The sequence below is a fragment of the Amycolatopsis sp. genome, assembly GCF_036008905.1.
GTDB lineage: Bacteria > Actinomycetota > Actinomycetes > Mycobacteriales > Pseudonocardiaceae > Amycolatopsis.
This window is the reverse complement of sequence record NZ_DASYMU010000151.1, coordinates 13,346-33,893: the sequence shown is the minus strand read 5'-3', so window position 1 is coordinate 33,893 and position 20,548 is coordinate 13,346. Positions and strand designations below refer to the sequence as shown.

General features: G+C 68.7%; 21 protein-coding genes. 3 read left to right on the top strand and 18 right to left on the bottom strand.

The window, feature by feature from the left end; translation table 11 throughout:
* Positions 1 to 63: 63 nt before the first annotated feature.
* The 5 genes from VGP60_RS26530 to VGP60_RS26510 form a co-directional block, all read right to left on the bottom strand.
* Positions 64 to 708 carry a fasciclin domain-containing protein gene (locus tag VGP60_RS26530; RefSeq protein ID WP_414640414.1) on the bottom strand — a complete coding sequence of 215 codons (645 nt, stop codon included), beginning with the start codon at positions 706 to 708 and terminating at the stop codon, positions 64 to 66.
* Between the two features lie 152 nt (positions 709 to 860).
* The gene (locus VGP60_RS26525; RefSeq protein WP_414640412.1) at positions 861 to 2,438 is read right to left on the bottom strand and encodes a molybdopterin-dependent oxidoreductase; all 1,578 of its coding nucleotides are present in this window, start codon (positions 2,436 to 2,438) and stop codon (positions 861 to 863) included.
* A 58-nt stretch (positions 2,439 to 2,496) separates the two neighbouring features.
* Complete coding sequence (locus tag VGP60_RS26520; RefSeq protein ID WP_327550819.1) at positions 2,497 to 2,751, bottom strand: glutaredoxin family protein; 255 nt, start codon at positions 2,749 to 2,751, stop codon at positions 2,497 to 2,499.
* A gap of 37 nt (positions 2,752 to 2,788) precedes the next feature.
* Positions 2,789 to 4,345, bottom strand: a complete 1,557-nt coding sequence (locus VGP60_RS26515) for an AMP-binding protein (RefSeq protein WP_414640411.1) — start codon at positions 4,343 to 4,345, stop codon at positions 2,789 to 2,791.
* Positions 4,346 to 4,703: 358 nt separating this feature from the next.
* Positions 4,704 to 4,886, bottom strand: a complete 183-nt coding sequence (locus VGP60_RS26510) for a hypothetical protein (protein WP_327550817.1) — start codon at positions 4,884 to 4,886, stop codon at positions 4,704 to 4,706.
* A gap of 344 nt (positions 4,887 to 5,230) precedes the next feature.
* Here VGP60_RS26510 and VGP60_RS26505 point away from each other — a divergent pair, with 344 nt between their 5' ends.
* The 3 genes from VGP60_RS26505 (at position 5,231) to VGP60_RS26495 (ending at position 8,148) form a co-directional block, all read left to right on the top strand.
* A complete protein-coding gene (locus VGP60_RS26505) occupies positions 5,231 to 5,941 on the top strand; it encodes a sigma-70 family RNA polymerase sigma factor (RefSeq protein ID WP_327550816.1) in 711 nt (236 codons plus the stop codon).
* A 121-nt stretch (positions 5,942 to 6,062) separates the two neighbouring features.
* The gene (locus VGP60_RS26500) at positions 6,063 to 7,160 is read left to right on the top strand and encodes a DUF5667 domain-containing protein (protein WP_327550815.1); all 1,098 of its coding nucleotides are present in this window, start codon (positions 6,063 to 6,065) and stop codon (positions 7,158 to 7,160) included.
* Between the two features lie 85 nt (positions 7,161 to 7,245).
* A complete protein-coding gene (locus tag VGP60_RS26495; RefSeq protein ID WP_327550814.1) occupies positions 7,246 to 8,148 on the top strand; it encodes an HAD-IB family hydrolase in 903 nt (300 codons plus the stop codon).
* Positions 8,149 to 8,318: 170 nt separating this feature from the next.
* Here VGP60_RS26495 and VGP60_RS26490 read toward each other — a convergent pair whose 3' ends face one another.
* The 13 genes from VGP60_RS26490 to VGP60_RS26430 form a co-directional block, all read right to left on the bottom strand.
* Entirely contained in the window at positions 8,319 to 9,407 is a 1,089-nt protein-coding gene (locus VGP60_RS26490) for a lysophospholipid acyltransferase family protein (protein ID WP_414640410.1), read from the bottom strand.
* Positions 9,404 to 10,453, bottom strand: coding sequence for an NAD-dependent epimerase/dehydratase family protein (locus VGP60_RS26485; RefSeq protein ID WP_327550812.1), 1,050 nt, complete (start codon positions 10,451 to 10,453; stop codon positions 9,404 to 9,406). Before VGP60_RS26485 ends, VGP60_RS26490 begins: the two co-directional genes overlap by 4 nt.
* Positions 10,454 to 10,750: 297 nt before the next feature.
* Positions 10,751 to 10,852: a 30S ribosomal protein bS22 gene (locus VGP60_RS26480; RefSeq protein ID WP_007030867.1), complete on the bottom strand. Its 102-nt coding sequence runs from the start codon at positions 10,850 to 10,852 to the stop codon at positions 10,751 to 10,753.
* A 142-nt stretch (positions 10,853 to 10,994) separates the two neighbouring features.
* Positions 10,995 to 11,210 (bottom strand): helix-turn-helix domain-containing protein, encoded by a 216-nt coding sequence (locus VGP60_RS26475; RefSeq protein ID WP_327550811.1) that lies wholly within the window; start codon positions 11,208 to 11,210, stop codon positions 10,995 to 10,997.
* A gap of 271 nt (positions 11,211 to 11,481) precedes the next feature.
* Positions 11,482 to 12,294: a pyrroline-5-carboxylate reductase gene (gene proC / locus VGP60_RS26470; RefSeq protein ID WP_327550810.1), complete on the bottom strand. Its 813-nt coding sequence runs from the start codon at positions 12,292 to 12,294 to the stop codon at positions 11,482 to 11,484.
* A gap of 24 nt (positions 12,295 to 12,318) precedes the next feature.
* Complete coding sequence (locus tag VGP60_RS26465) at positions 12,319 to 13,149, bottom strand: thioesterase family protein (protein ID WP_327550809.1); 831 nt, start codon at positions 13,147 to 13,149, stop codon at positions 12,319 to 12,321.
* On the bottom strand, positions 13,146 to 13,937 hold the full coding sequence (locus VGP60_RS26460; protein WP_327550808.1) for a proline dehydrogenase: 792 nt from the start codon (positions 13,935 to 13,937) through the stop codon (positions 13,146 to 13,148). The genes VGP60_RS26465 and VGP60_RS26460 overlap by 4 nt, the downstream gene beginning before the upstream one ends.
* Before the next feature lie 80 nt (positions 13,938 to 14,017).
* The gene (locus tag VGP60_RS26455; RefSeq protein ID WP_327550807.1) at positions 14,018 to 14,827 is read right to left on the bottom strand and encodes a sugar phosphate isomerase/epimerase family protein; all 810 of its coding nucleotides are present in this window, start codon (positions 14,825 to 14,827) and stop codon (positions 14,018 to 14,020) included.
* Positions 14,828 to 14,869: 42 nt separating this feature from the next.
* Complete coding sequence (locus VGP60_RS26450) at positions 14,870 to 16,414, bottom strand: hypothetical protein (RefSeq protein ID WP_327550806.1); 1,545 nt, start codon at positions 16,412 to 16,414, stop codon at positions 14,870 to 14,872.
* 5 nt (positions 16,415 to 16,419) lie between these two features.
* The gene (locus VGP60_RS26445; RefSeq protein WP_327550805.1) at positions 16,420 to 17,445 is read right to left on the bottom strand and encodes a Ppx/GppA phosphatase family protein; all 1,026 of its coding nucleotides are present in this window, start codon (positions 17,443 to 17,445) and stop codon (positions 16,420 to 16,422) included.
* 127 nt (positions 17,446 to 17,572) lie between these two features.
* The gene (locus VGP60_RS26440) at positions 17,573 to 18,262 is read right to left on the bottom strand and encodes a response regulator transcription factor (protein ID WP_327550804.1); all 690 of its coding nucleotides are present in this window, start codon (positions 18,260 to 18,262) and stop codon (positions 17,573 to 17,575) included.
* Positions 18,259 to 19,521 carry a sensor histidine kinase gene (locus tag VGP60_RS26435; RefSeq protein WP_327550803.1) on the bottom strand — a complete coding sequence of 421 codons (1,263 nt, stop codon included), beginning with the start codon at positions 19,519 to 19,521 and terminating at the stop codon, positions 18,259 to 18,261. Before VGP60_RS26435 ends, VGP60_RS26440 begins: the two co-directional genes overlap by 4 nt.
* 144 nt (positions 19,522 to 19,665) lie before the next feature.
* On the bottom strand, positions 19,666 to 20,541 hold the full coding sequence (locus VGP60_RS26430; protein WP_327550802.1) for an oxidoreductase: 876 nt from the start codon (positions 20,539 to 20,541) through the stop codon (positions 19,666 to 19,668).
* Positions 20,542 to 20,548: the final 7 nt, after the last annotated feature.

Here is a 20,548-nt window from a genome sequence, read left to right as displayed (position 1 = left end):
CCGCGCCCTCCCCCGGAATACAATTCCTGGGAAAAGCGCGGCTCGGTGAGATCAATCAGTTGATCAGGACTTGTTCGCGCCCGGGGTGAGCACCTTGCCGATCACGAAAACGGTCGCGTTCTTGGTGGGGATGTTGCCACAAAGAACGGGGTTCCCATTCACGGTCGGGGCGTCGGCGGTACCACCGATCTTCAGGTCGCCACCGGCGGAGTCGAGCGTCGGAAGGGTGCCGGCGGCCACGAGGCCCTTGGCGTCGTAGCGCTTGCCGACGACGTGGTACTTGAGGATCGGGGCGAGCTTGGCCGGGTCGGCTGCGAGCGCGTTGAAGGCCTCGTCACCGAGCGCCTTGAACGCGTCGTCGGCCGGCGCGAACACCGTGATGGCCGGCTGCGAGTTCAGCGTGTCGACCAGACCGGCCTTGCCGACCGCCGCGACGAGCTTCGTGAGCAGCGGGTTGTTGCCGGCAGCGGTCGCGACGGGGTCGTCGATCATGCCGCCGACGGAACCTTCACCGGAGGTCGGGACCAGCTTGCAGGCGTCGCCGAACACGTCGGCGGCGGTGGTGACACCGTCACCCGACGAGCCGGCGTTGCCCGCCGCGGCGGGCGAGCTCATCGGGGCCGGAGCCGGGACGGGGGTGGAGCTGGTGGCGGTGGAAGCGGTGTCACTGCCACTGCAGGCGGCAAGGGTCAAAACCGCGGCGGCCATGATGCCGATTCCTGCGACGCCTCGAACGTTCCTCACTGAAAATCACTCCATTTCGGTTCGGGACGACGCCCGATCACTCTCACTTGTCAGGTGGGATTCGCCGCCACTATGGAGTTGGATTGGAATAACTTCAGCAATCTTTTTCGACCTTCTCAGCGCGTGCTGAACGACGTCGTGTGCCAGCCCGTGGCGCCGTCGGGAACTGTGTCGGCACGCTGTTCCGTCTGCGTATATCCCGATTTGTCGGTGGCGCGGACGAACACCTGGTGCTCGCCCTTGGGCACGTCCAGGTCGAGCCACCACATGCGCCAGGTGTCGACGTTGACCTCGGCCGAGAGCTCCGCTGTCCGCCACTGGCCCTGGTCGAGCCGGACCTCGACCTTGGCGATCCCGGTGTGCTGGGCCCACGAGATCCCCGAAACGGTCACCTTCCCGGCCGGGACGTCCTCGAAGCCCTGCGGCCGGTCGATGCGGGACTCCGTCTTGATCGGGCCGAACACGCCCCAGCCCCGGCTGAGCCAGTACCCCTCGCGCGCCTGCCAGGTGGTGAGCTCGATGTCGGTGACCCACTTGGTCGCCGAGACGTACCCGTACAGACCGGGCACGATCAGCCGCGCCGGGAAGCCGTGCTCGATCGGCAGCGGTTCGCCGTTCATCCCGATCGCGAGCATCGCGCCGCGGTTCGGGTCGGTCACGACGGGAACGGGCGAGCCCGAGGTCCAGCCGTCCACGCTGGTCGAAAACAGCTGCTCGGCGCCCGGCTTGACGCCGGCTTCGGCCAGCAGTTCGGCCAGGTCGATGCCGACCCAGTTCGCGGTGGAGATGTACGGGCCGCCGACCGGGTTCGAGACGCAGGTCATGGTGACCGTGCGCTCGATCAGCGGGCGGTTGCGGATGTCCGCGTAGGAAAAGGTGAGCTCCTTGTCGACCATGCCGTGGATGCGCAGGCTCCAGTCCTCCGTGCGCACCTGCGGGATGGCCAGCGCGGTGTCGACGCGGTAGAAGTCACGGCTCGGCGTGATGAACGTCGGTGTGCCGAGCTTGGCGAAGTCGGCGTCGGCCGGGATCATCGGCGCGCTCTTCACCGGAACCAGCGGGCCGACGGCCTGCCGGGAGATTTCGGCGTCCTTGCTGGAGCCGATGAGCTGACCACCGAGCCCGGCGACACCGGCACCGACAGCGACGCCCGCGCTGGTGACCAGGAACTTCCGGCGGTTCGGGCCTTCTTCGCGCGACACGCCGCCGAACGTCTCCGGCAGCAGGATCCGGTGCAGCCAGGCGAACACGAGAACGCCAGCCAGCAAACTGACTATCGGCGCGAGCACGGCGATCTGGCCGAGGTCGGGGCGGTTGTAGACGGCCAGGACACCGACGACACCGAAGATCCCGAACACGATCTGGCCCGGCAGCGGTTTGCGGCGCGAGATCAGCCCGGCCCCGATCGCGACGAGGACCATGACCACGGCCATCCCGACCTTCAGGATCAGCTTGTCGGCCGTCCCGAACGTGTCCTTCGCCCACTCGACGATGGACTGGGGACTGTTGTCGATCACGGCGTTGGCCACCGCGACGTACGGCGAACCGTTCGGGCCGATGAACGCGGCCACCAGATGTCCCGACGCCAGCGCGGCGGCCAGCGAGAGAACTCCGATCAGCGCGGCGGAAAGCAGGGGCAGGCGGCGCGGCGGCGCTTCAGCCACGTCGACGGGGACATCTTTCAGATCACTCACACTCCTATCTTCGGAGCGAAACGCGATCCCGATTGGCCTAGTCGTCCTTACGAGTGCCTTACGGCCGGTCTTTCGGGTCACTCAGAGCCTTGCGAAGCCTGTCTTCTTCGACTTTCCAGTACCCGTGCTCGTCACCGTCGACGAGGATCACCGGCACCCTGTCGCCGTATTCGGCACGCCATTCCGGGTCGCTGTCGACGTCGGCCGTGGCCCACTCGACACCGAGCTCACCGCAGATCCGCTCGATCTCGGCCTCGGCTTTGACACACGAGGAACAGCCCTGCCTGGTCATCACGGTCACCTGGTGCGACATGCGTTAATTCAACCACTACGGCATCCTGCCACTCGGTTCAGCGGAGCCGGAGGCGGCGGAGCTTGCCGGTGGCCGAGTGCGGGAGCTCGGTGGCGAACTCGACCAGGTGCGGCACCTTGTAGCCCGCGAGCTTGCCCGCGCAGTGCTCGACGACCTGCTGTTCGGACAGCGAAGCACCCGGCGCCGGCACCACGAACGCCTTGACCGCTTCCCCGCTGCGCTCATCCAGCACGCCGATCACGGCCGCTTCCACCACCTCGGGCAGCTCGGCGATGACGTTCTCGATCTCGTGCGGGTAGACGTTGAAGCCGTTGACGATGATCAGGTCGTTGGCCCGGTCCACGAGGTGCAGATCGCCGTCGACGTCGAGGTAGCCGACGTCGCCCGTGCGGAACCAGCCTTCGTCGTCGGGCCCGTCCGAGCCGTCGGGCCAGTAGCCGGAGAAGAGGTTCGCGCCGCGGATCGAGACCAGCCCGGTGCCACCCGCCTCCTCGGCGAACGCGTCCGCGATGTCCGCCGGGTCGAGCTCGTCGAGTTCGACCTCGCCGTCGTTGTCCACGAGCCGGAGTTCGATCCCGGGCAGCGGGCGCCCGACCGAGCCGGGCTTCGGGTAGCCGGTGACCATCGTCGTGGTGACCACGGGCGCGCATTCGGTCAAGCCGTAGCCCTCGAAGACACCCAGCCCGGTCCCCTCGCGGATCGCGGCGAGCACCTTGGGGTGCAGTGGCGCGGCGCCGGAGGTCAGGCGCCGGACGGTCGAAAGGCCTTCGCCCAGCTCGTCCGGGGTCAGCGCGGCGAACTCGACGTACATCGCGGGCACGCCGATCACGGAGGTCACCCGGTACTGGGCGCAGTCCTGCAGCGCGCGCACGGCGTTGAACCGCTCGGCGAGCACCACCGTCGCGCCGACGGCGACGGACTGCAGGAGCCCGGGGCCGAGGCCGTAGACGTGGAAGAGCGGGATGGCGAGCAGGACGCGGTCGGTGTGGTCCAGCACGGCCGGGCGGACCTCGGCGAGCTGGTCGACGTTCGCCAGCAGCGCGCGGTGGGACAGCATCACGCCACGAGGTGGCCCGGTGGTTCCGGACGTATAGGAAATGACAGCGATGTCTTCCCCGCCGCCGATCGCTTCGACGGCTTCGGACCGCTCCGCATCCAGTGTGAAAGAGGCCACATCGCCGGGCAACGCAGCGGTAACGTCCCGCTCAACGAGAACTTTGGCCCCGCTGTGGTCCAACAGCTGCAGCAGTTCGGCGGCCGGCGCCTGCGGCGAGATCGGCACCGCGACAGCGCCCGCCCGCAGCGCCGCGAACAGCGCGACGGCGAAATCGGCGGAGGTCGGCAGCCGCAGCGCGATCCTGTCGCCGGGTTCCACCCCAGCGGCGATCAGCCGACTGGCCTGCCCGTTCACCAGTGCGTCGAACTCCGCCCAGGACAGGGCGGCCGTCGATTCGGAGTCGACCAGCGCCACCGCGTCCGGCCACTTCCCGGCGGCCGCGGACAGTAGGTCCGAGACACTGCGTTCAGAGACACCGTGCCGCCCCTCGCTGACGTGTTCGCCGCTCAATTCCGGCCCCTGTCTCTCACTGTCCATCTCGGTCCAAACCGCCCTCAGCTTGACGTGGCCAGTTTGACACTCTCATCCGTTCACGGGGTCCCATGAGTCTCAGTGATTCGCCTGTTACCGGGCGAGGGTCCCCGTCTTGTCCAAGCGGAATCGCCGGACGCCCGTCGGAGAACACCGCCAAGGTCGAGACACCGGCAACGTGACATGTCGCCGATCTTGCTCAACACGGATCGCGCCAGTCGTAAACCGCACTGACGCTACAGACCTACGCCTGGACCTGAACCGCGGAAAACCGACCCTTGCCCCAGCGCGCTTACCGCGTTTTGAATCGTCCCAGTTCGCCAACGCTGCCGCGAGGCGGTCCAACCCGCTGGCGTAGGCCTCCTTAGAGCACTCGGGCCCACCATGGCGCCACCTCGCCCTTCACCTTGTTCCACGCCTTACGCAGGGAGTACATCGACCACGACACTGCCGGCGTCGACTCCGCTTCGGCGATGCCATAGGAACGCTCCGCCTCCCGCTGCGCCAAGTTCGCCTTGACCTTTACGAGGCCCCAGTTGAACGACACCCGCCCCGCACCACAATGCCGCACCAACGCCGCTTGCTGCGCGGAGTCGAGTCCAGCGCGAACCGATAACCCTGCGTGACGATCACGGTCCGGACACTACCTAGAGCCATCGACAAATCCCGACCACTCGAGAAAACGCCGAGATCACGGACGGACCGAATACCAGTTGTCATCCCCCGTCATGGGGACAGGTTCGGCACGTCGCATCTCCGCCGGGTAACACCGACGAAACCCGAACTACCTACTTCGCAGTAACAACACGTATGCTCCTCTACGTCCCAGGGTGGTGTTGATCACTCCGCGGGCAGGAAGCGAGTCGCTGTGAAGGCTGCCGGAGGTGCGATATGACCCTGCAAGTAGCAGCCACCCGGGGCCCGGCCGGTCTGTTCGCCGGACGCATCGCGCGACGTCCGGCCGCCGGCTCCGCGCCGTCGGGCCGCCGCAACGCCACGAAGGAAGACACCGAGCGCGCCGAAACGGTGTCCGCCGAAGCCTGGGAACTCGTCAGCGCCGCACAAGCCGGCGACACCTCCGCGTTCGGGCAGCTCTACGACCGCTACGTCGATGTCGTCTACCGATATGTGCTCTTCCGCATCGGTGACCGTGACCTCGCCGAGGACGTCACCAGCGAGACCTTCCTCCGCGCGCTGCGCCGGATCACCTCGGTCAGCTACCAGGGCCGCGACGTCGGCGCGTGGTTCGTCACCATCGCCCGCAACCTGATCCTCGACCATGTGAAGTCCAGCCGCTTTCGGCTCGAGGTCGTCACCGACGAGGTCTCCGAGCCGCGGGCGGCCCCGGTGTCCGGGATCGGCGCGCAGGCCCAGGCCGGCCCGGAAGCGCTCGCGATCAGCAGCGCGACCAGGACCGAACTGCTGCGGGCCGTCGCCGAGCTGGGCGAGGACCAGCGGGAGTGCATCGTGCTGCGGTTCATGCAGGGCCTGTCGGTCGCCGAGACGGCCACGCTGATGAAGCGCAACGAAGGCGCGATCAAGGCATTGCAGCACCGCGCGGTACGCCGGTTGGCCCAGCTGCTGCCTTCGGGACTGCGCTGATCCGGTGTCTTTGTCCCCGTTCCGGGTGGGTAATCGCCCATTTCCGTAACCGAGGGTGCCGTACTGTCGTTCCTCTACTAGACCGATTCATGTCAGGGTCGGCGGGGCAAGGGGAGACGGCGTGCCCAGGTGGTTCTCCGACGAACGAGCGGAAAGCGAACGCTTCGCCCGTGCCGTTGAGGACCCCAAGTCCGGGAACGGCGATTTCGCGGCCGAACTGGCGCTCGTGGGCGGTCTGCGAGAGCTCGGGACGTCGGAATCGATGGACGAGGAGACCCGCCGCCGGATCCGCGCGGGCATCGTCGAGTGGCTGAGCGAACCCGATGAACTTTCCGAAGAACCGGTCGAGCGGCGACGGAAACATTCCGCGATCGGCGGGCTGCTGGTCGCGGCGGCCGCGGTGCTCATCGCGCTGGGCGGGCTGGGCATGCTGCTGTCGAAGGACGCGCTGCCGGGCGATCCGCTGTACGGCGTCAAACGGGCCGGCGAGTCGACCGCGCTCGGGCTGACATTCGGGCAGCAGGCGAAGGCCGAGAAGCATCTCCAGTTCGCCGACAACCGGCTTGAGGAGCTCGCGGAGCTCAAGGACTCGGGCGGCGACAGCGCGGACTACCTGACCGGCCTCACGGACTTCGAGACCGACGCGCGCGCCGGTGTCGCGCAGCTGACCGCACTCGCCACCTCGAACAGCGGTGAGCAGCTGGCGAGCCTGCGAAAGTGGGCCCAGGAGAGTGCCAACCGGCTCCACGCCGAAAGCGCGGCGATCCCCGCCGCCGCCATAGGCCGGTTCTCCGCGATGCAGTCGCTGCTCGCCGACATCGAAACGCGCGTGACAGCGTTGTCCCAGCGGCTCGGCTGCTACAGCATCACCTTGGGCACATCGGACGAGCTCGGCGCGCTGCCCGCCGAGGGCGACTGCGACGAACGTCCGTTGCCTGGCGCCGAGAAGCCGTCCTCCGGTGGCACACCGAGCGAGCCCGCTGCGCCCGAGGACTCCGCGAAGAGCTACCTGTCGACGGAGAACGTGCCCAGTCCCGAAACGCCCGCCCAGCCGACAGCGCCGCTGCAGGCGACGTCGAACCCCATCCCACCGCCCGTGATCACTCCGCCGATCTTGCCGACCACCGGCCCGCGACTGCCGACCCCGTCGACGCCACGCCCGCCGGTCATCTCCATCCCGCCCCTGCTGCCAGGACTGCCACCGATCGTGATCCCCTGATCCGGACCGGCGGCGCGGACAACCGAGTTCCGGGGTCGCTACTCTGTGCGCAGGCGCCTATTCGGCAAACCTGGAGGCGGTGTGCGTGTCATCGTGGCGTGGCAAGGATAAAAGTCAGGAGCTCGAGCGGCTCGCCGAGCTCGCGGGCCAGGCCTCGGCCGACGCCGCCGTCGCGATGGAGATCGCCGCGGCCAACGAGCCCCCGTCGCCGCCGGCCCCGCCAGACCTGACCGCGGCCGCGTTCTTCGACGTGGACAACACGATCATGATGGGCGCGTCGATCTTCTACTTCGCCCGCGGCCTCGCCGCGCGCAAGTTCTTCACCACCTCCGACCTCGCGGGATTCGTCTGGCAGCAGGCGAAGTTCCGGGTCGTCGGGCGTGAGGACAAGGAAAGCATCAAGTCCAGCCGCGAGCAGGCACTGTCCTTTGTGGCCGGTCGGACCGTGCGGGAACTGACCGAGATCAGCGAAGAGATCTACGACGAGCTGATGGCCGACAAGATCTGGTCGGGTACCCGCGCGCTGGCGCAGATGCACCTCGACGCCGGGCAGCGGGTGTGGCTGGTGACGGCGACGCCCGTCGAGCTCGCCGCGATCATCTCCCGGCGACTCGGCCTGACCGGCGCGCTGGGCACGGTCGCCGAGCACGTCGACGGCGTCTACACCGGCAGGCTCGTCGGCGACATGCTGCACGGCCGCGCGAAGGCACACGCGATCCGGGCACTGGCGTCACAGGAGGGCCTGAACCTCAAGCGCTGCACGGCGTATTCGGACTCGCAGAACGACGTGCCGATGCTTTCCGCGGTGGGCACCGCCGTCGCCATCAACCCGGACTCGGGGCTGCGCGATGTCGCGCGTGCCCGTGGCTGGGAGATCCGCGACTTCCGGACCGGCCGCAAGGCCGCGAAGATCGGCGTCCCGACCGTCCTCGGCGCCGGTGCCGTTGCGGGCGCCGTCGCCGGTGCCCTCGCCTACCGCCGCCGCTAACCCCCGAACCCCCGAATATGTCCACAACTTTTCCGGCTCGCGCCCCAGAAGATGTCGACATATTCGGAGGTTTTGAGTCCTGGTGTGACTCGTGGGGCTCCTGAGGCATCTTTCTCCCGAATATGCCCACAACTTTTCCGGGGAAAGTGTCGACATATTCCCCGGGGGGGTCAGCCTCGGAAGACGGAGTGGCGCTGGGAAAGGCGCTGGTAGAGGGTCTGCTGGATGGACTCGCGGACCTGGTCGGTGAGGTTGAAGACCAGCATCGGGTCTTCCTCGGCGCCCGCGTCGAACGTGTCCGTGCGGATCGGCTCGCCGAACTCGATGCTCCACTTCGTCGGCAGCGGGATCGCGCCGAGCGGGCCGAGCAGCGGAAAGAACGGCGTCACCGGGAAGTACGGCAGGCCGAGTGTCCGCGCGAGCAGCTTGATGTCACCGATCTTCGGATAGATCTCCTCGGCGCCGACGATCGACACCGGGATGATCGGCACGCCGGTGCGCAGCGCCGCCGAAACGAACCCGCCACGCCCGAAGCGCTGCAGCTTGTACCGCGACGCGAACGGCTTGCCGATGCCCTTGAAGCCCTCCGGCCAGACGCCGACGAGCTCGCCTTGGCGCAGCAGGCGCTCGGCGTCGGGGTTGCAGGCCAGCGTCTGCCCTGACTTACGGGCGAGCGAACCGACCAGCGGCACCTTGAACACGAGGTCCGCGCCGAGCCCGCGCAGGTGGCGGTGCCCGGGGGTCTCGTCGTGCACGGCGACCGCCGTCATGAGCGCGTCCAGGGGCAACGTGCCGGAGTGGTTGGACACGAGCAGCGCGCCGCCGTCGGCCGGCAGGTTCTCGACGCCGTGGACCGATACGCGGAACCACTTCTCGTACAACGCGCGCAGCGGCGGCAGGACCAGTGCGTCGGTCAGCTCGGCGTCGAAGCCGAACTCATCGACGGTGTAGTCGCCGGTCAGCCGGTGGCGGAGGAAGCGCAGGGCGTTGGTGACGCCGCTGGACAGCTCGCCGTCCTCCGGCCGCGGAGCGCGCTCCTGGGCGGCGGCGGGGACGACCGGGAAGTTGACGACAGGAGCTTCGAGCACACGTTCGGCTTCGTCGGACCTCGCCTCGGCCTCGGCGGGTGGGTTCACCGGCTTTTCGCGGCCTGGTCCGTGGAGCTGGATGATCTGTGCTTCGGCGCTGCTCACGTTCTCCGCCTCATTCTGTAGACCCCTGTGCCCCCTTGGCCGCTCGACATCGCTCGGCCTGCTCACCTCGTCGCCGCCTGTCCGGTCGCGGCGGCCATCATCACCTTGTTCGCCAGGCCTGCCAGCCTGTTGCCGTCGACGATCGGGCGCAACCCCCGGCCCAGCACGTAGTCGTCGAAAGCCTCGCGGGTCGTCCACCGCGGGGTGTACCCGAACTCCTGCTTGAGCTTGGTCGTGTCGACCACCCGGCCGAAGTTGAGCAGCCGGACCTGGTCCTCGGAGAAGTCCACCACCCGCGCACCGCGCAGCACCTTGCCGATGGACGGCATCGCGCCACGCGGCATCGGCAGCTCGAGGCGACCGGCCCGGCGGATCGCCTGTGACAGGGTGAGTACCCCGTCCGAGCCGACGTTGAACACGCCGGGCTTGTCGCTGAGGGTCGCCAGCTCCAATACGGCCAGCGCGTCCGAAGAGTGCAGCAGCTGGATGCGGGCGTCGTAGCCGAACACCGTCGGCACCACCGGCAGCGCGAAGTACCGCGAGAGCACGGTGTCGACCTCGGGGCCGATCAGGTTGATGAACCGCGCCATGGTGACGGTGATGTCGGGCCGGCGGCGGGACAGCCCGCGCACGTACCCCTCCATCTCGACGGCGTCCTTGGCGTAACCGCTGGCCGAGGTCGGGATCAGCTCGGACTCTTCGGTGAAGACGGCCTGCGAACGCGCCCCGGCGCCGTACACCGCGGCCGTCGACTTCACGATCAGCTTCTGGACCAGCGGCGAACGCTGGCAGGCGGCGAGCAGCCGCATGGTGCCGATGACGTTGACTTCCTTGATCGCCATCCGGCGGCTCGGGCCGGCCGGGTGGGCCGTGGTCGACGCGTGGACCACGGTGTCGACCTTCGCGGAGCTGATGACCTTGGCGATCAGCGGGTTGCGGATGTCGGCGCGGACGAACTCGGCGTGGCCCATGCGCTGCAGGACGGACTTGCACGGCGGGGTCGTGTCGACGCCGATCACGCGCTCGAACTCCGGGTTGTTGCCGAGCCTGGCCAGTAGTTTCCCGCCGAGCTCACCGCCGACCCCGGTCACGAGCACGATGTTGGACGGCATGAGACTCCCTGGGGCGATAGGGCGTGAGGGTCCCGGCGAGATGACGATCACCGAGGGTGCGCGAATCTGCACTCATTGAAGCATCGCGCTGAGACCCCCTGGATGTTACCGCCCATTAGGTAGCCCCCGAAGGGCTCTTACAAGGTCTTAACCCGCAGGTCAGCAAATGCGACGCCAGCCTCACTCGAATGGGGGCCAAACCGTCCGAAAACCCTTTGTGTATACAGAATGGCCCGTCCAGAGACTGGACGGGCCATCTGAAAACTACGCTGTGTTACTCACCACAGCGCCGAAGAACTACTTACCGGCTTTCCTTCGCTGCACACGCGTGCGGCGAAGCAGCTTGCGGTGCTTCTTCTTCGACATGCGCTTGCGGCGCTTCTTGATCACAGAACCCATGGGCGCTCCTTATAGTCGTCGTCGGTAACGCTGCCCGGCGCAGCGTCCAACGGGTGGAGCGCACAGGCACGAGCGGTCTTCCAGGTTACCCGTGACCGTCCGGCGGGTAACCGACGGGCCCGCTAGCGAGCCCGCCGACCGCTCAACCGACGTCGAAGTAGGCACCTTCGAGGTAGTCGTGCACTGCTTTTTCAGGCACTCTAAACGACTTGCCCACCCTCACGGCTGGCAGCTCGCCCGAGTGCACCAGGCGGTAGACGGTCATCTTGGAGACACGCATCAGCGTGGCCACCTCGGCGACCGTCAGAAATTGCACCTGTCCCACTGTGGGCAGGTCTTCCTTTTTGTTCGGCGACATATTTCACCGTGTCCTTCGACACGTGTCGCGCCACGAGGCTTCCCCACCTGTGGTACCGACACGCACGTGCTCTTTCCGAGAGTAGCGGGACAGGTGGGGCTAGTGCGACGCCTGTCATCAAGATGGGCCGCACCTCCACCCGGATGCCACCGAAAACCCCACGTCGAGCCCTTGCGACCCCCCGCGGCAAATATTGCCCACCCGTTCGTGTCGCGGCCGAACGGGGCACACCCAGTTCGCCATCTGTCGACAGATGGCGCGGCTTGGGCGCTCAGGGGATGTCGTGGGCCTTGCCGAGTTCTTCGGAGCGGTCCCGTGCGGCTTCGATGGCGGCCAGCAGCGCCGCGCGGACGCCGTGGTTCTCCAGCTCGCGGATGGCGTTGATGGTGGTCCCGGCGGGTGAGGTGACGGCCTCGCGCAGGATCACCGGGTGTTCGCCGGACTCGGCCAGCATCTTCGCCGCGCCGACGGCCGACTGGATGATCAGCTGACCGGCGAGCGCGCGCGGCAGGCCGAGCAGGATCCCGGCGTCGATCATGGCTTCGACCAGGTAGAAGAAGTACGCGGGCCCGGATCCCGACAGCGCCGTGACGGCGTCCTGCTGCGACTCCGGCACGCGCACGACCTTGCCGACGTGCGACAGCAGCTCCTCGACGACCGACAAGTGCTCGGGAGTCGCGTGCTTGCCCGCGGAGATGGCGCTCATGGCCTCACCGACGAGCATCGGCGTGTTCGGCATGACCCGGACCACCGGGACGCCCTCGGCCAGCCTGCGCTCGTACAGGGCCGTCGGCAGGCCTGCGCACAGCGACACGACCAGTGAGCCCGGGTCGAGCAGCGGCGCCAGATCGTCCAGCACCGGGTCGATGTCCTGCGGCTTCACCGCGACCACGAGCACGTCCGCGCGCTTGGCCGCGTCCGTGACCGTCACCCCGCTGATGCCGTAACGCTCGGTCAGCTCGGCCGCCCGTTCCGGGGAACGCTCCGTGAAGAACAGCTCCCCGGCGCTCTGGCCGCCATGCAGCAGGCCCGACAGCAGGGCTTCGCCGATTTTTCCCGCACCCACAACCGCGATAACGCTCATGGGCTTCAGGGTGTCAAACCACGCTCACGCGCCCGGTGCCGGGGCGAGGGCGAGCTGACGGGCCTGGCACACCAGACGGCCCTGGGAATCGATCACGGTGGCATCGGAATCGAACCACGACTCGTGCACCGACCGGCTTTCGATGATCACCCGCAGCCAGCCCGGCGCCGGCCGGGTCCGGAGCAACGCCGTCAGCTGGACCGTGGGCGTCCAGCCGAACCGGCCAAGGTTGAACACGACCGGCGGGTTGACGTCCCCGGCGAGCAGCGCGAAGTACGGGTCGGGCAGGCCTTGGCGCGGCCGCACCCAGAGGCGCATCTTCGGCGCGTCACTGGTCCGGCCGTTCAGGTAGCCGACGGTCGCCGGGTCGAGCCGCACGTCACAGCCCTTGGCGAGGTTGAACGCGCCCTCGGCCGTCTCGCCGGTGAGCGAGATCGCCCCGGCGGGCGGTTCGACGGGCATCGACGGCAGCTCGGTCCACTCCGGGCGCCGCATGGGCAGCCTGCCCGCGGTGACCCTGGCTTCGACGCAGCTGCGGCCACGCTGTTCGAGCTGCACGGCGATGACCGTGGCCCGCCTGCCGACCTTGCGGACGTCGGTGCGCAGCAGCACCGGGCCGATCGCGGGCGGGCGCAGGAACTCGGCGCTGATCGCGAGCGGCTCGGCCGGTGGCTCGCCCCGCTCCTGCAACGCGGAGATCCCGGCCTTGGCCAGCAGCGCCAGCAGGAACCCGCCGTGCGGGTGCGCACCGATCGACCATTCGGGCCGCAGCACCGCGGTGAACGTGCCATCGCCCATGCTCCGGGTGCCGGAGGCGACCTCGAACGAAGTGGTGGTGTCGTCGGCGGCGCTCATAGATGTCCGCCGAAGGGCACGTGGACCCGCACGGTCTCGCCGTCTTGGGCGAGCGCGAGCTGCTCGTCGGAGCGGACGCCGTTGGGCAGCTGGAACTCGTATTCGCCCTGCTTGCGGCCGTGCCAGAGGGCACGCTCGGCGATGATCTCGAGCAGCCGGCGGTCGGCGGTGGCGAAGATCGGGTGGCCGTCCCCGGCGAGCAGGATGTTGACGCACCGCACATAGGCCAGGTCGGCCTGGTGCGAAGCCGCACCGGTGGTCAGCCGGACGCGGGAACCGCTGACGGCCAGCGCCGCGGCCTGGGCCTCGACTCCGGGGTCGGAAGCGCGCAGCACGGCCCCGGCAGCGGGCCAGGTCCGGCGCAGCTCCGCCATGACGGCCAGGCCGACGTCGAGGGTCACCTCGGTGGCGCACTGCTCGGCGGCGGCACAGATCCGCCACAGGTTGTCGAGCGCGAGCTTCTCGTCGAAAGCCCCGCCGACGGCCGCGAGCGCGACGCCGACCTCGACACATTCCGAGATTCCCTCGGCGTGGACGGCGTCCAGCACCCGCAGGTACTCCTGGACGGCCCGTTCGGCACTCGCTCGATCACCCGGCACGTCCAGCCGGTCCAAGGTGGAACAGAGGCCTTCGTCGGCAAGACGCTGCACGGTCGCGACCGCTTCCGTACCGGTCTCACCGGCCACGAAACGTCCCCCCAAGCTCCGGCTGCCGGGCACGGTTGACACGAAATGGCGAATCGTGTCATTTCCGGCGATGGCGAAGATCAACGATCGCAGCGGGTTCACGGTCGGAACTTTACGTGTCAGGTGCGGGAAATGGAGAAACCTTCCCCCGTGTCCGATGGGAAAACGATCTTGAAACCCGGTCATTGACCCAAATGGAGGCGGGCGAAAAGTAGGGCCTCGGCCAGATCTTTCGCGCGCTGCACCGGCGCGACGGCGTGCCGGGTGTTGATCTCGAGCACGATCTGGCCGTCGAACCCGCCACGGGCGAGGGTTTCCAGCAGCTCGGCGCAGGGCTGTCCACCTCGGCCGGGCACGAGGTGCTCGTCCTTCGGGATGCCGGTGCCGTCCGCCAGATGAACATGCCGCAGGCCCGCGCCCATCCGATCGGCCAGCGCCATCGAGTCCATCCCGGCGGCCGCCGTGTGGGACAGATCAAGCGTGTAGTGCCGATAACCGACGTCCGTCGGGTCGATCGACGGCCGGAACGCCGAAACACGCGAATCCCGGGAGCCGCCCGGTGGCCGCACCTTGAACATGTTCTCGACGGCGATCTCGACCCCGCTGGCGTCCTCCAGCTCGTTCACCAGATCGAGGAACGCGTCGCCGTAGCGGCGCTGCCAGCGGAACGGCGGATGCACGATGACAGTCCGCGCGTCGAGGTCGACGGCGGCCTCGACGGTCCGGCGCAGCCGGATCACCGGATCGGGTGACCACACCCGCTGGGTGATCAGCAGCGACGGCGAGTGCACCGACAGCACCGGCATCCCGGTGTCACGCGCGCACCGCCGCAGCGCCGAGACGTCCTGGCTGACAGCGTCGGACCACACCATCACCTCGACACCGTCGTAGCCGAGGTCGGCGGCCAGCTCGAAGCCGGCCGGCGCCTTCAACGGCCAGACCGACGCCGTGGAAAGCCCCACCGGCACGGGCTTTCCCTTCGATTGGTCCATGCGAGGGGATTGGTCCACGCGAGGGGATTCGTCCACGCGCGGCTAGCGGGACACCAGCAGCAACGCCGCCGGTGACACGGTGACCACGAGCCCGACCAGCACGGCGAGCACCGTTGTCTGCAGGTCCTCGGCCCGGCGGATCTTCCGGACGATCCAGACCAGGCCCGCGACCACGAGCAACGCGGCGATCAACGCGGCCGCGGGCAGTTGGACCCACAGCCAGTTGAAGCCGAGCCACACAGCCGCGCCGCCGACGACGCCGAGCGCGAGCTGCGCGCCGAGCATCAGCCACTGCTTGGCCGGTGACTCCTGGACCCGGGATTCGGCGTCTTCGTCGAGGTCGTCCTCGACCACGTCCTCGTCGAGATCGTCGTCGTACTCGTCGACCGGGTCGTCGTCGTAGTCGTACCCATAGTCGTTTTCGTTGGTGTCGTTGTTGACACTGCCTTCGTCGAGCCGTCCGTTGTCGGGCGGGGCCGCCCGCCCTGGCGCGAACGGCGGCGGCGGGACGAACCGGCCCGTCGGCTCGACGACGCCGATGTCGGGCAGGTCACCGACCGGCGGCATGACACCGACCTCAGTGTCGTCCATCGCGACCTTGCTGCGCTGCTTGCGCCAGCCGGCGAGGCCGGCGGGCGGGGCGTCGAGCGGCGGCGGGTCGTCGAGCTGGGGCTCGGCGGCCACGTTGTCGACGACCGCGTCGAACACCTCGGTGTGGTCCTCGGACTTCGGCGGCGCCTGCCGACGCGCGGGCGGACGCCGCGGCGGTCTAGGCGGCGCTTTGAAGGTCCCGCTGGCCATCGGGGACTGCGGATCGGCGACGTCCTGATCGACGTCCAGCCCGTCGAGACGGGCCGCCAGCGGACTGGGCGGAGGCGGCGGAGCGGCGGAGCGGGAACGCGCCGTCGGGATCCTGTTCGCCCCGGTGGGCGGCGGAGGCTGCTGACGGGGCCCACGGCCCCGCAGAGGCTGCGGCATCTGGGCGGAGTCCTGCGGCGGCAGCGGGAGCTGCGTGGACTCGCGCGGTGGCACGGGACGCGGCAGCTGGACCGAGTCCTTCGGCAACGGGAGCGGGCCAGAGCTCTGCGGCCGCTTTGCGGGCTCGGGCGGTGGCTGCGGCGGGCGCGCGAAATGCCCGGACGCCTGCGGAGAATTGGAGGGCGGCGGGGTCTTCGGCGGCTGCGCGAAGTGGCCCGACTCCTGCGGCGACTGCGGTGACTGTGGTGCCTTGGGAGGCTGCGCGAAGTGCCCGGACTCGTGGGCCTGCTGCGGCGGCTTCGGGCGCGACGGCGGCATAGGTGGCGGCGGAGCCGCTTCCGGTGCGCGCCGGCTTCCCCCGCTGCGCCGGCTCGGCGGCGGCGTGCCACCGTCGGCGGCGATCCGGTTGATGATCGCCTGCGGTGCCGTGTCACCCGTCTCGGGCTTGCGGCGTGAACCGCCCTTCGACTCGGGCGGCGGGGTGGGTTCGTCGTCATCGTCGGCAGCACGGCGTCGTCGACGGCGTCCGCCGTCGACCTGAGCACCGTGTTGGGCGAGTAGTTCTGCCACGGTCTTCTGTGGCTGCTCGCCGGCGTTGTCTTCCGTCATCCCTTTCACCGTGCCCGTTGTTCGTCGGCCAAGTCCAGTGCGCTGCTGCCACCGGTCCAAATCCGCGATGAAACGCCCGTGTCGCCCTTGACAGCTTCGTCCGCGCCGTTCGCGTGGTCCAGCCGCCGAAGGATCACACCCTCTCGCAGTGCCCAAGGACAGATCTCGAGTTCCTTGAGTGACAACGCTCGCATCGTGGCCTGCGCGACGAGGGCGCCCGCGACCAGCTGATGCGACCGGCTCGAACTCACCCCTTCGAGATGGGCCAGATCCGAGGATGACATGCGGGAGATGAACGCGATGAGCTGACTCAGCGCGGTGTCGGTCAGTACGCGCTTGGCCCGCGGGCCGGCCGCGGACGGTGCCGCGCCGGTCAGCCGGGCCAGCGAGCGGAAGGTTTTGGAGGTCGCGACCACTCGATCAGGTGACCCGAGCCGGGTGACCTTCTTCGCGAGCCCGGCGAGCTGCTCTTCCAGCCACGCTGACGTCGCCACCAGCTCCGACCGCGTGGGCGGGTCGTGCGAGAACCTGGTCCGGGTCGTCCGCCCGGCTCCCAGCGGCAGTGACTCCGCGAGCTCGGGCTCCTCGTCCATGCCCATCGCGACTTCGAGCGAGCCACCGCCGATGTCCAGTACCAGCAGTTTCCCCGCCGACCAGCCGAACCACCGGCGCACGGCGAGGAAGGTCAGCCGCGCTTCGTCGACCCCGGAGAGCACCCGCAGCTCGACCCCGGTCTCGTCGGCGACCTTGCCGAGCACCTTCGCCGAGTTCTTGGCTTCCCGCACCGCCGAAGTGGCGAAGGCCATGACGTCGCCGCAACCGAGCCGGATCGCCGCGTCTTTCGCCGCGCCGACCGCCCGCACGAGATCGTCCCCGCCGGTCCGGCTCAGGTCACCGGCCTTGGTGATCTGCTCCGCCAGCCGCAGGACCGACTTCTCGGAGTGCATGGGTGTCGGGTGCGCACCACGATGCGCGTCCACGACCAATAGATGGACAGTGTTCGATCCGACGTCGAGAACCCCTAGGCGCACAGGTGGCTACGGTACCCGGCGCTCGCCCAGGTCTCGAACTTGTAACCCTCCAGATGCGACCGAAGGGACCTTTCGTCCGAATTATCTGGACGAAAGGTCCCTTCGATCGCTTTGGCGCGGGAGTGGTTTACGTCTCGAATTTGTAGCCGAGGCCGCGGACCGTGACGAGATGCCGCGGGGAGCCCGGGTCGGGCTCGATCTTCGACCGCAGGCGTTTGACGTGCACGTCCAGGGTCTTGGTGTCGCCGACGTAGTCCGCCCCCCACACCCGGTCGATCAGCTGGCCACGGGTCAGCACCCGGCCGACATTGCGCAGCAGGTACTCCAGCAGGTCGAATTCCTTCAGCGGCAGGGAAACCTCCACGCCGTCGACGGTCACGACATGCCGTTCGACGTCCATCCGGACCGGACCGGCCGAAAGCACCAGCGGGGCCAGGTCGCCGTCGGCGCCCGGCTCGCCGCCGCGCCGCAGCACGGCACGCACCCGCGCGATGAGCTCACGGGCCGAGTACGGCTTGGTGACGTAGTCGTCGGCGCCCAGCTCCAAGCCCACGACCTTGTCGATCTCGCTGTCCCGCGCGGTCACCATGATGACCGGGACCGCGGAGCGCTGGCGGAGCTGCTTGCAGACGTCGGTGCCACTCATCCCGGGCAGCATCAGGTCGAGCAGCACGATGTCGGCACCGTTGCGGTCGAACTCCTCGAGCGCCTGCTGTCCGGTGCCGGCGACGGCGGCGGTGAAGCCTTCCTTGCGCAGCAGGAAGGCGAGAGGGTCGGCGAACGACTCCTCGTCTTCGACGATCAGAACCCTCGTCACAACGTTCCTCCATCGGGGCTTTCTTGCCCGGTCGCCACGAGACGGGTTGTCCGCTCGGGGTTCTTCTCCTGCCGTGGTACCGGCGGAAGCTGCATACCGGTGGCCGGGCGGTTGGGGCTCGCCTCGGCCTCACCGGTGAACTTTTCGGGGGCGCGGTGCGCGGGGATGCGCAGGGTGAACGTCGAGCCGGTGCCCGGGCTGCTCCACAGACTCACCGAACCGCCGTGGTTGGCCGCGACGTGCTTGACGATCGCCAGGCCCAGCCCGGTGCCGCCGGTGGCCCGCGAGCGCGCCTTGTCCGCGCGGTAGAACCGCTCGAACACGCGCTGCTGGTCTTCCTCGGCGATGCCGATGCCGCGGTCGGTCACCGCGATCTCGACCTGCCCGTTGACCAGGCGCCTGCTGACCGAGACCGGGCTGGCGGCCGTCGAGTAGGCGACGGCGTTTTCGAGCAGGTTCGACAACGCGGTGACCAGAAGCGTGCGGTCGCCCTCGATGAGCAATCCGCTCGGGGCGTCGGTGGTCACGGCGATCTCGGCCGACTCCGCCGACAGCGCCGTGCGGCCCAGAGCCTCGCGGACCACGGCGTCGACCTCGACGACGTTGAGATCGGGCAGACGCTCGGCGCCCTGAAGTCGCGAAAGCGCGATCAGCTCGGTGACGAGATGACCGAGCCGCGTGGACTCACGAAGGATCTTGCTGCCGAACCGGCGGACCTCTTCGACGTCTTCGGCCGCGTCCAGCACGGCCTCGCTGAGCAGCGCGATCGCGCCGACCGGGGTCTTGAGCTCGTGCGAGACGTTGGCGACGAAGTCACGCCGCGTGGCTTCGAGCCGGACGGCTTCGGAGTGGTCCACGGCTTCCACCACGGTGAAGCCGTCGCCGAGCGGCCGTACCTCCCCGAGTACGGCCTCCGGCTGACGGCCGCGGGCTTCCAGCGGCGAAAGGTCGATTTCCATCGTCTCGTCGGTCTCGACGACGTGCTCGGCGGCTTGCCGCGCACGAGGGTCGGCCTGGCTGACCCCCACCAGGCCGAGCTCGTAGGCACGCGGGTTGTGCAGCACCATGTCGCCGAATCTGTTGAGGACGACGACACCGCTGTTGGAGGAACGCACCAAGCGTTGCAGCAGTTCTGCGACGCTCGGTCCGACGGGCGCACGCTCGGCGCGTTTCGTCCTGGTCCGGGCGATCAGGAACCCGATACCGACGCCGACGATCAATGCGCCGATGGCCATTGCGATTGAGACAGGCGCGGTCACAAGTGGATCGTAAGCGTGAAGGTGGCCTGTTGGCCTAGTACTGGATGCGTTCTCGTGACGGCCGTGACACCTGTGGGGTACTTGTTCGCTCCACCGTCAGGCCTAGTTCATCCTTTCGAGACCGAACGGCGACATCTGCGCTGATCACGGCTTCGCGATCGAGTTCAGCGCGGCGAGTTCGGCATCGGTCAGTTCGAGCGCTCCGGCGGCCACGTTCTGCTCCAGATGTGCCGGGTCGCCGGTGCCCGGAATGGCGAGCACGTTCGGTCCCTGATGCAACGTCCAGGCGAGCCGGACCTGAGCCGCGGAGACGCCGTGCGCCTTCGCGACGGCGTCGACCCGCTCGTCCTCGGCACCGCTCGCGACGGCGAAGAACGGGACGAAAGCGACGCCTTGTTCAGCACAGAGACGCACGAGTTCGTCGTCCTCGCGCCGGGCCGTCAGGCCGTACTGGTTCTGCACGCAGACGACCGGCGCGATGGCCTGCGCCTCGGCGAGGTGCGCCGGCTGGACGTTGGAGATGCCGAGCTCACCGATCAGGCCCTCGTCCCGCAGCTCGGAGAGCGCGCCGAACCGGTCGGCCAGCGAGCCGGCGCCCCGCTCCAGCCCTTCGCCGATGCGCAGGTTGACCACGTCGATGCGGTCGCGGCCGAGCTGGCGGAGGTTCTCCTCGACCTGCCCGCGCAGCTGTTCGGGGGTGGCCATGGGCACCCAGTCGCCGGAAGGGCCCCGGCCAGGACCGACCTTGGTGGCGATCACCAGGTCGTCGCCGTAGGGCGCGAGCGCGGTGTTGACGAGTTCGTTCGCCGAACGCAGCGGGGAGAAGTAGAAGGCGGCGGTGTCGATGTGGTTCACGCCGAGCTCGACGGCCCGGCGCAGCACGCTGATGGCGCGGTCTCGGTCCGACGGGCCACCGTCCGCGCGGCTCATCAGGCGCATCGCGCCGAAGCCGAGCCGGTTGACGGTGAACTGGCCGAGCTTCCAGGTGCCGGCGGCGGCGGTGATCGTTTCGTTGGTCATGGGCCAA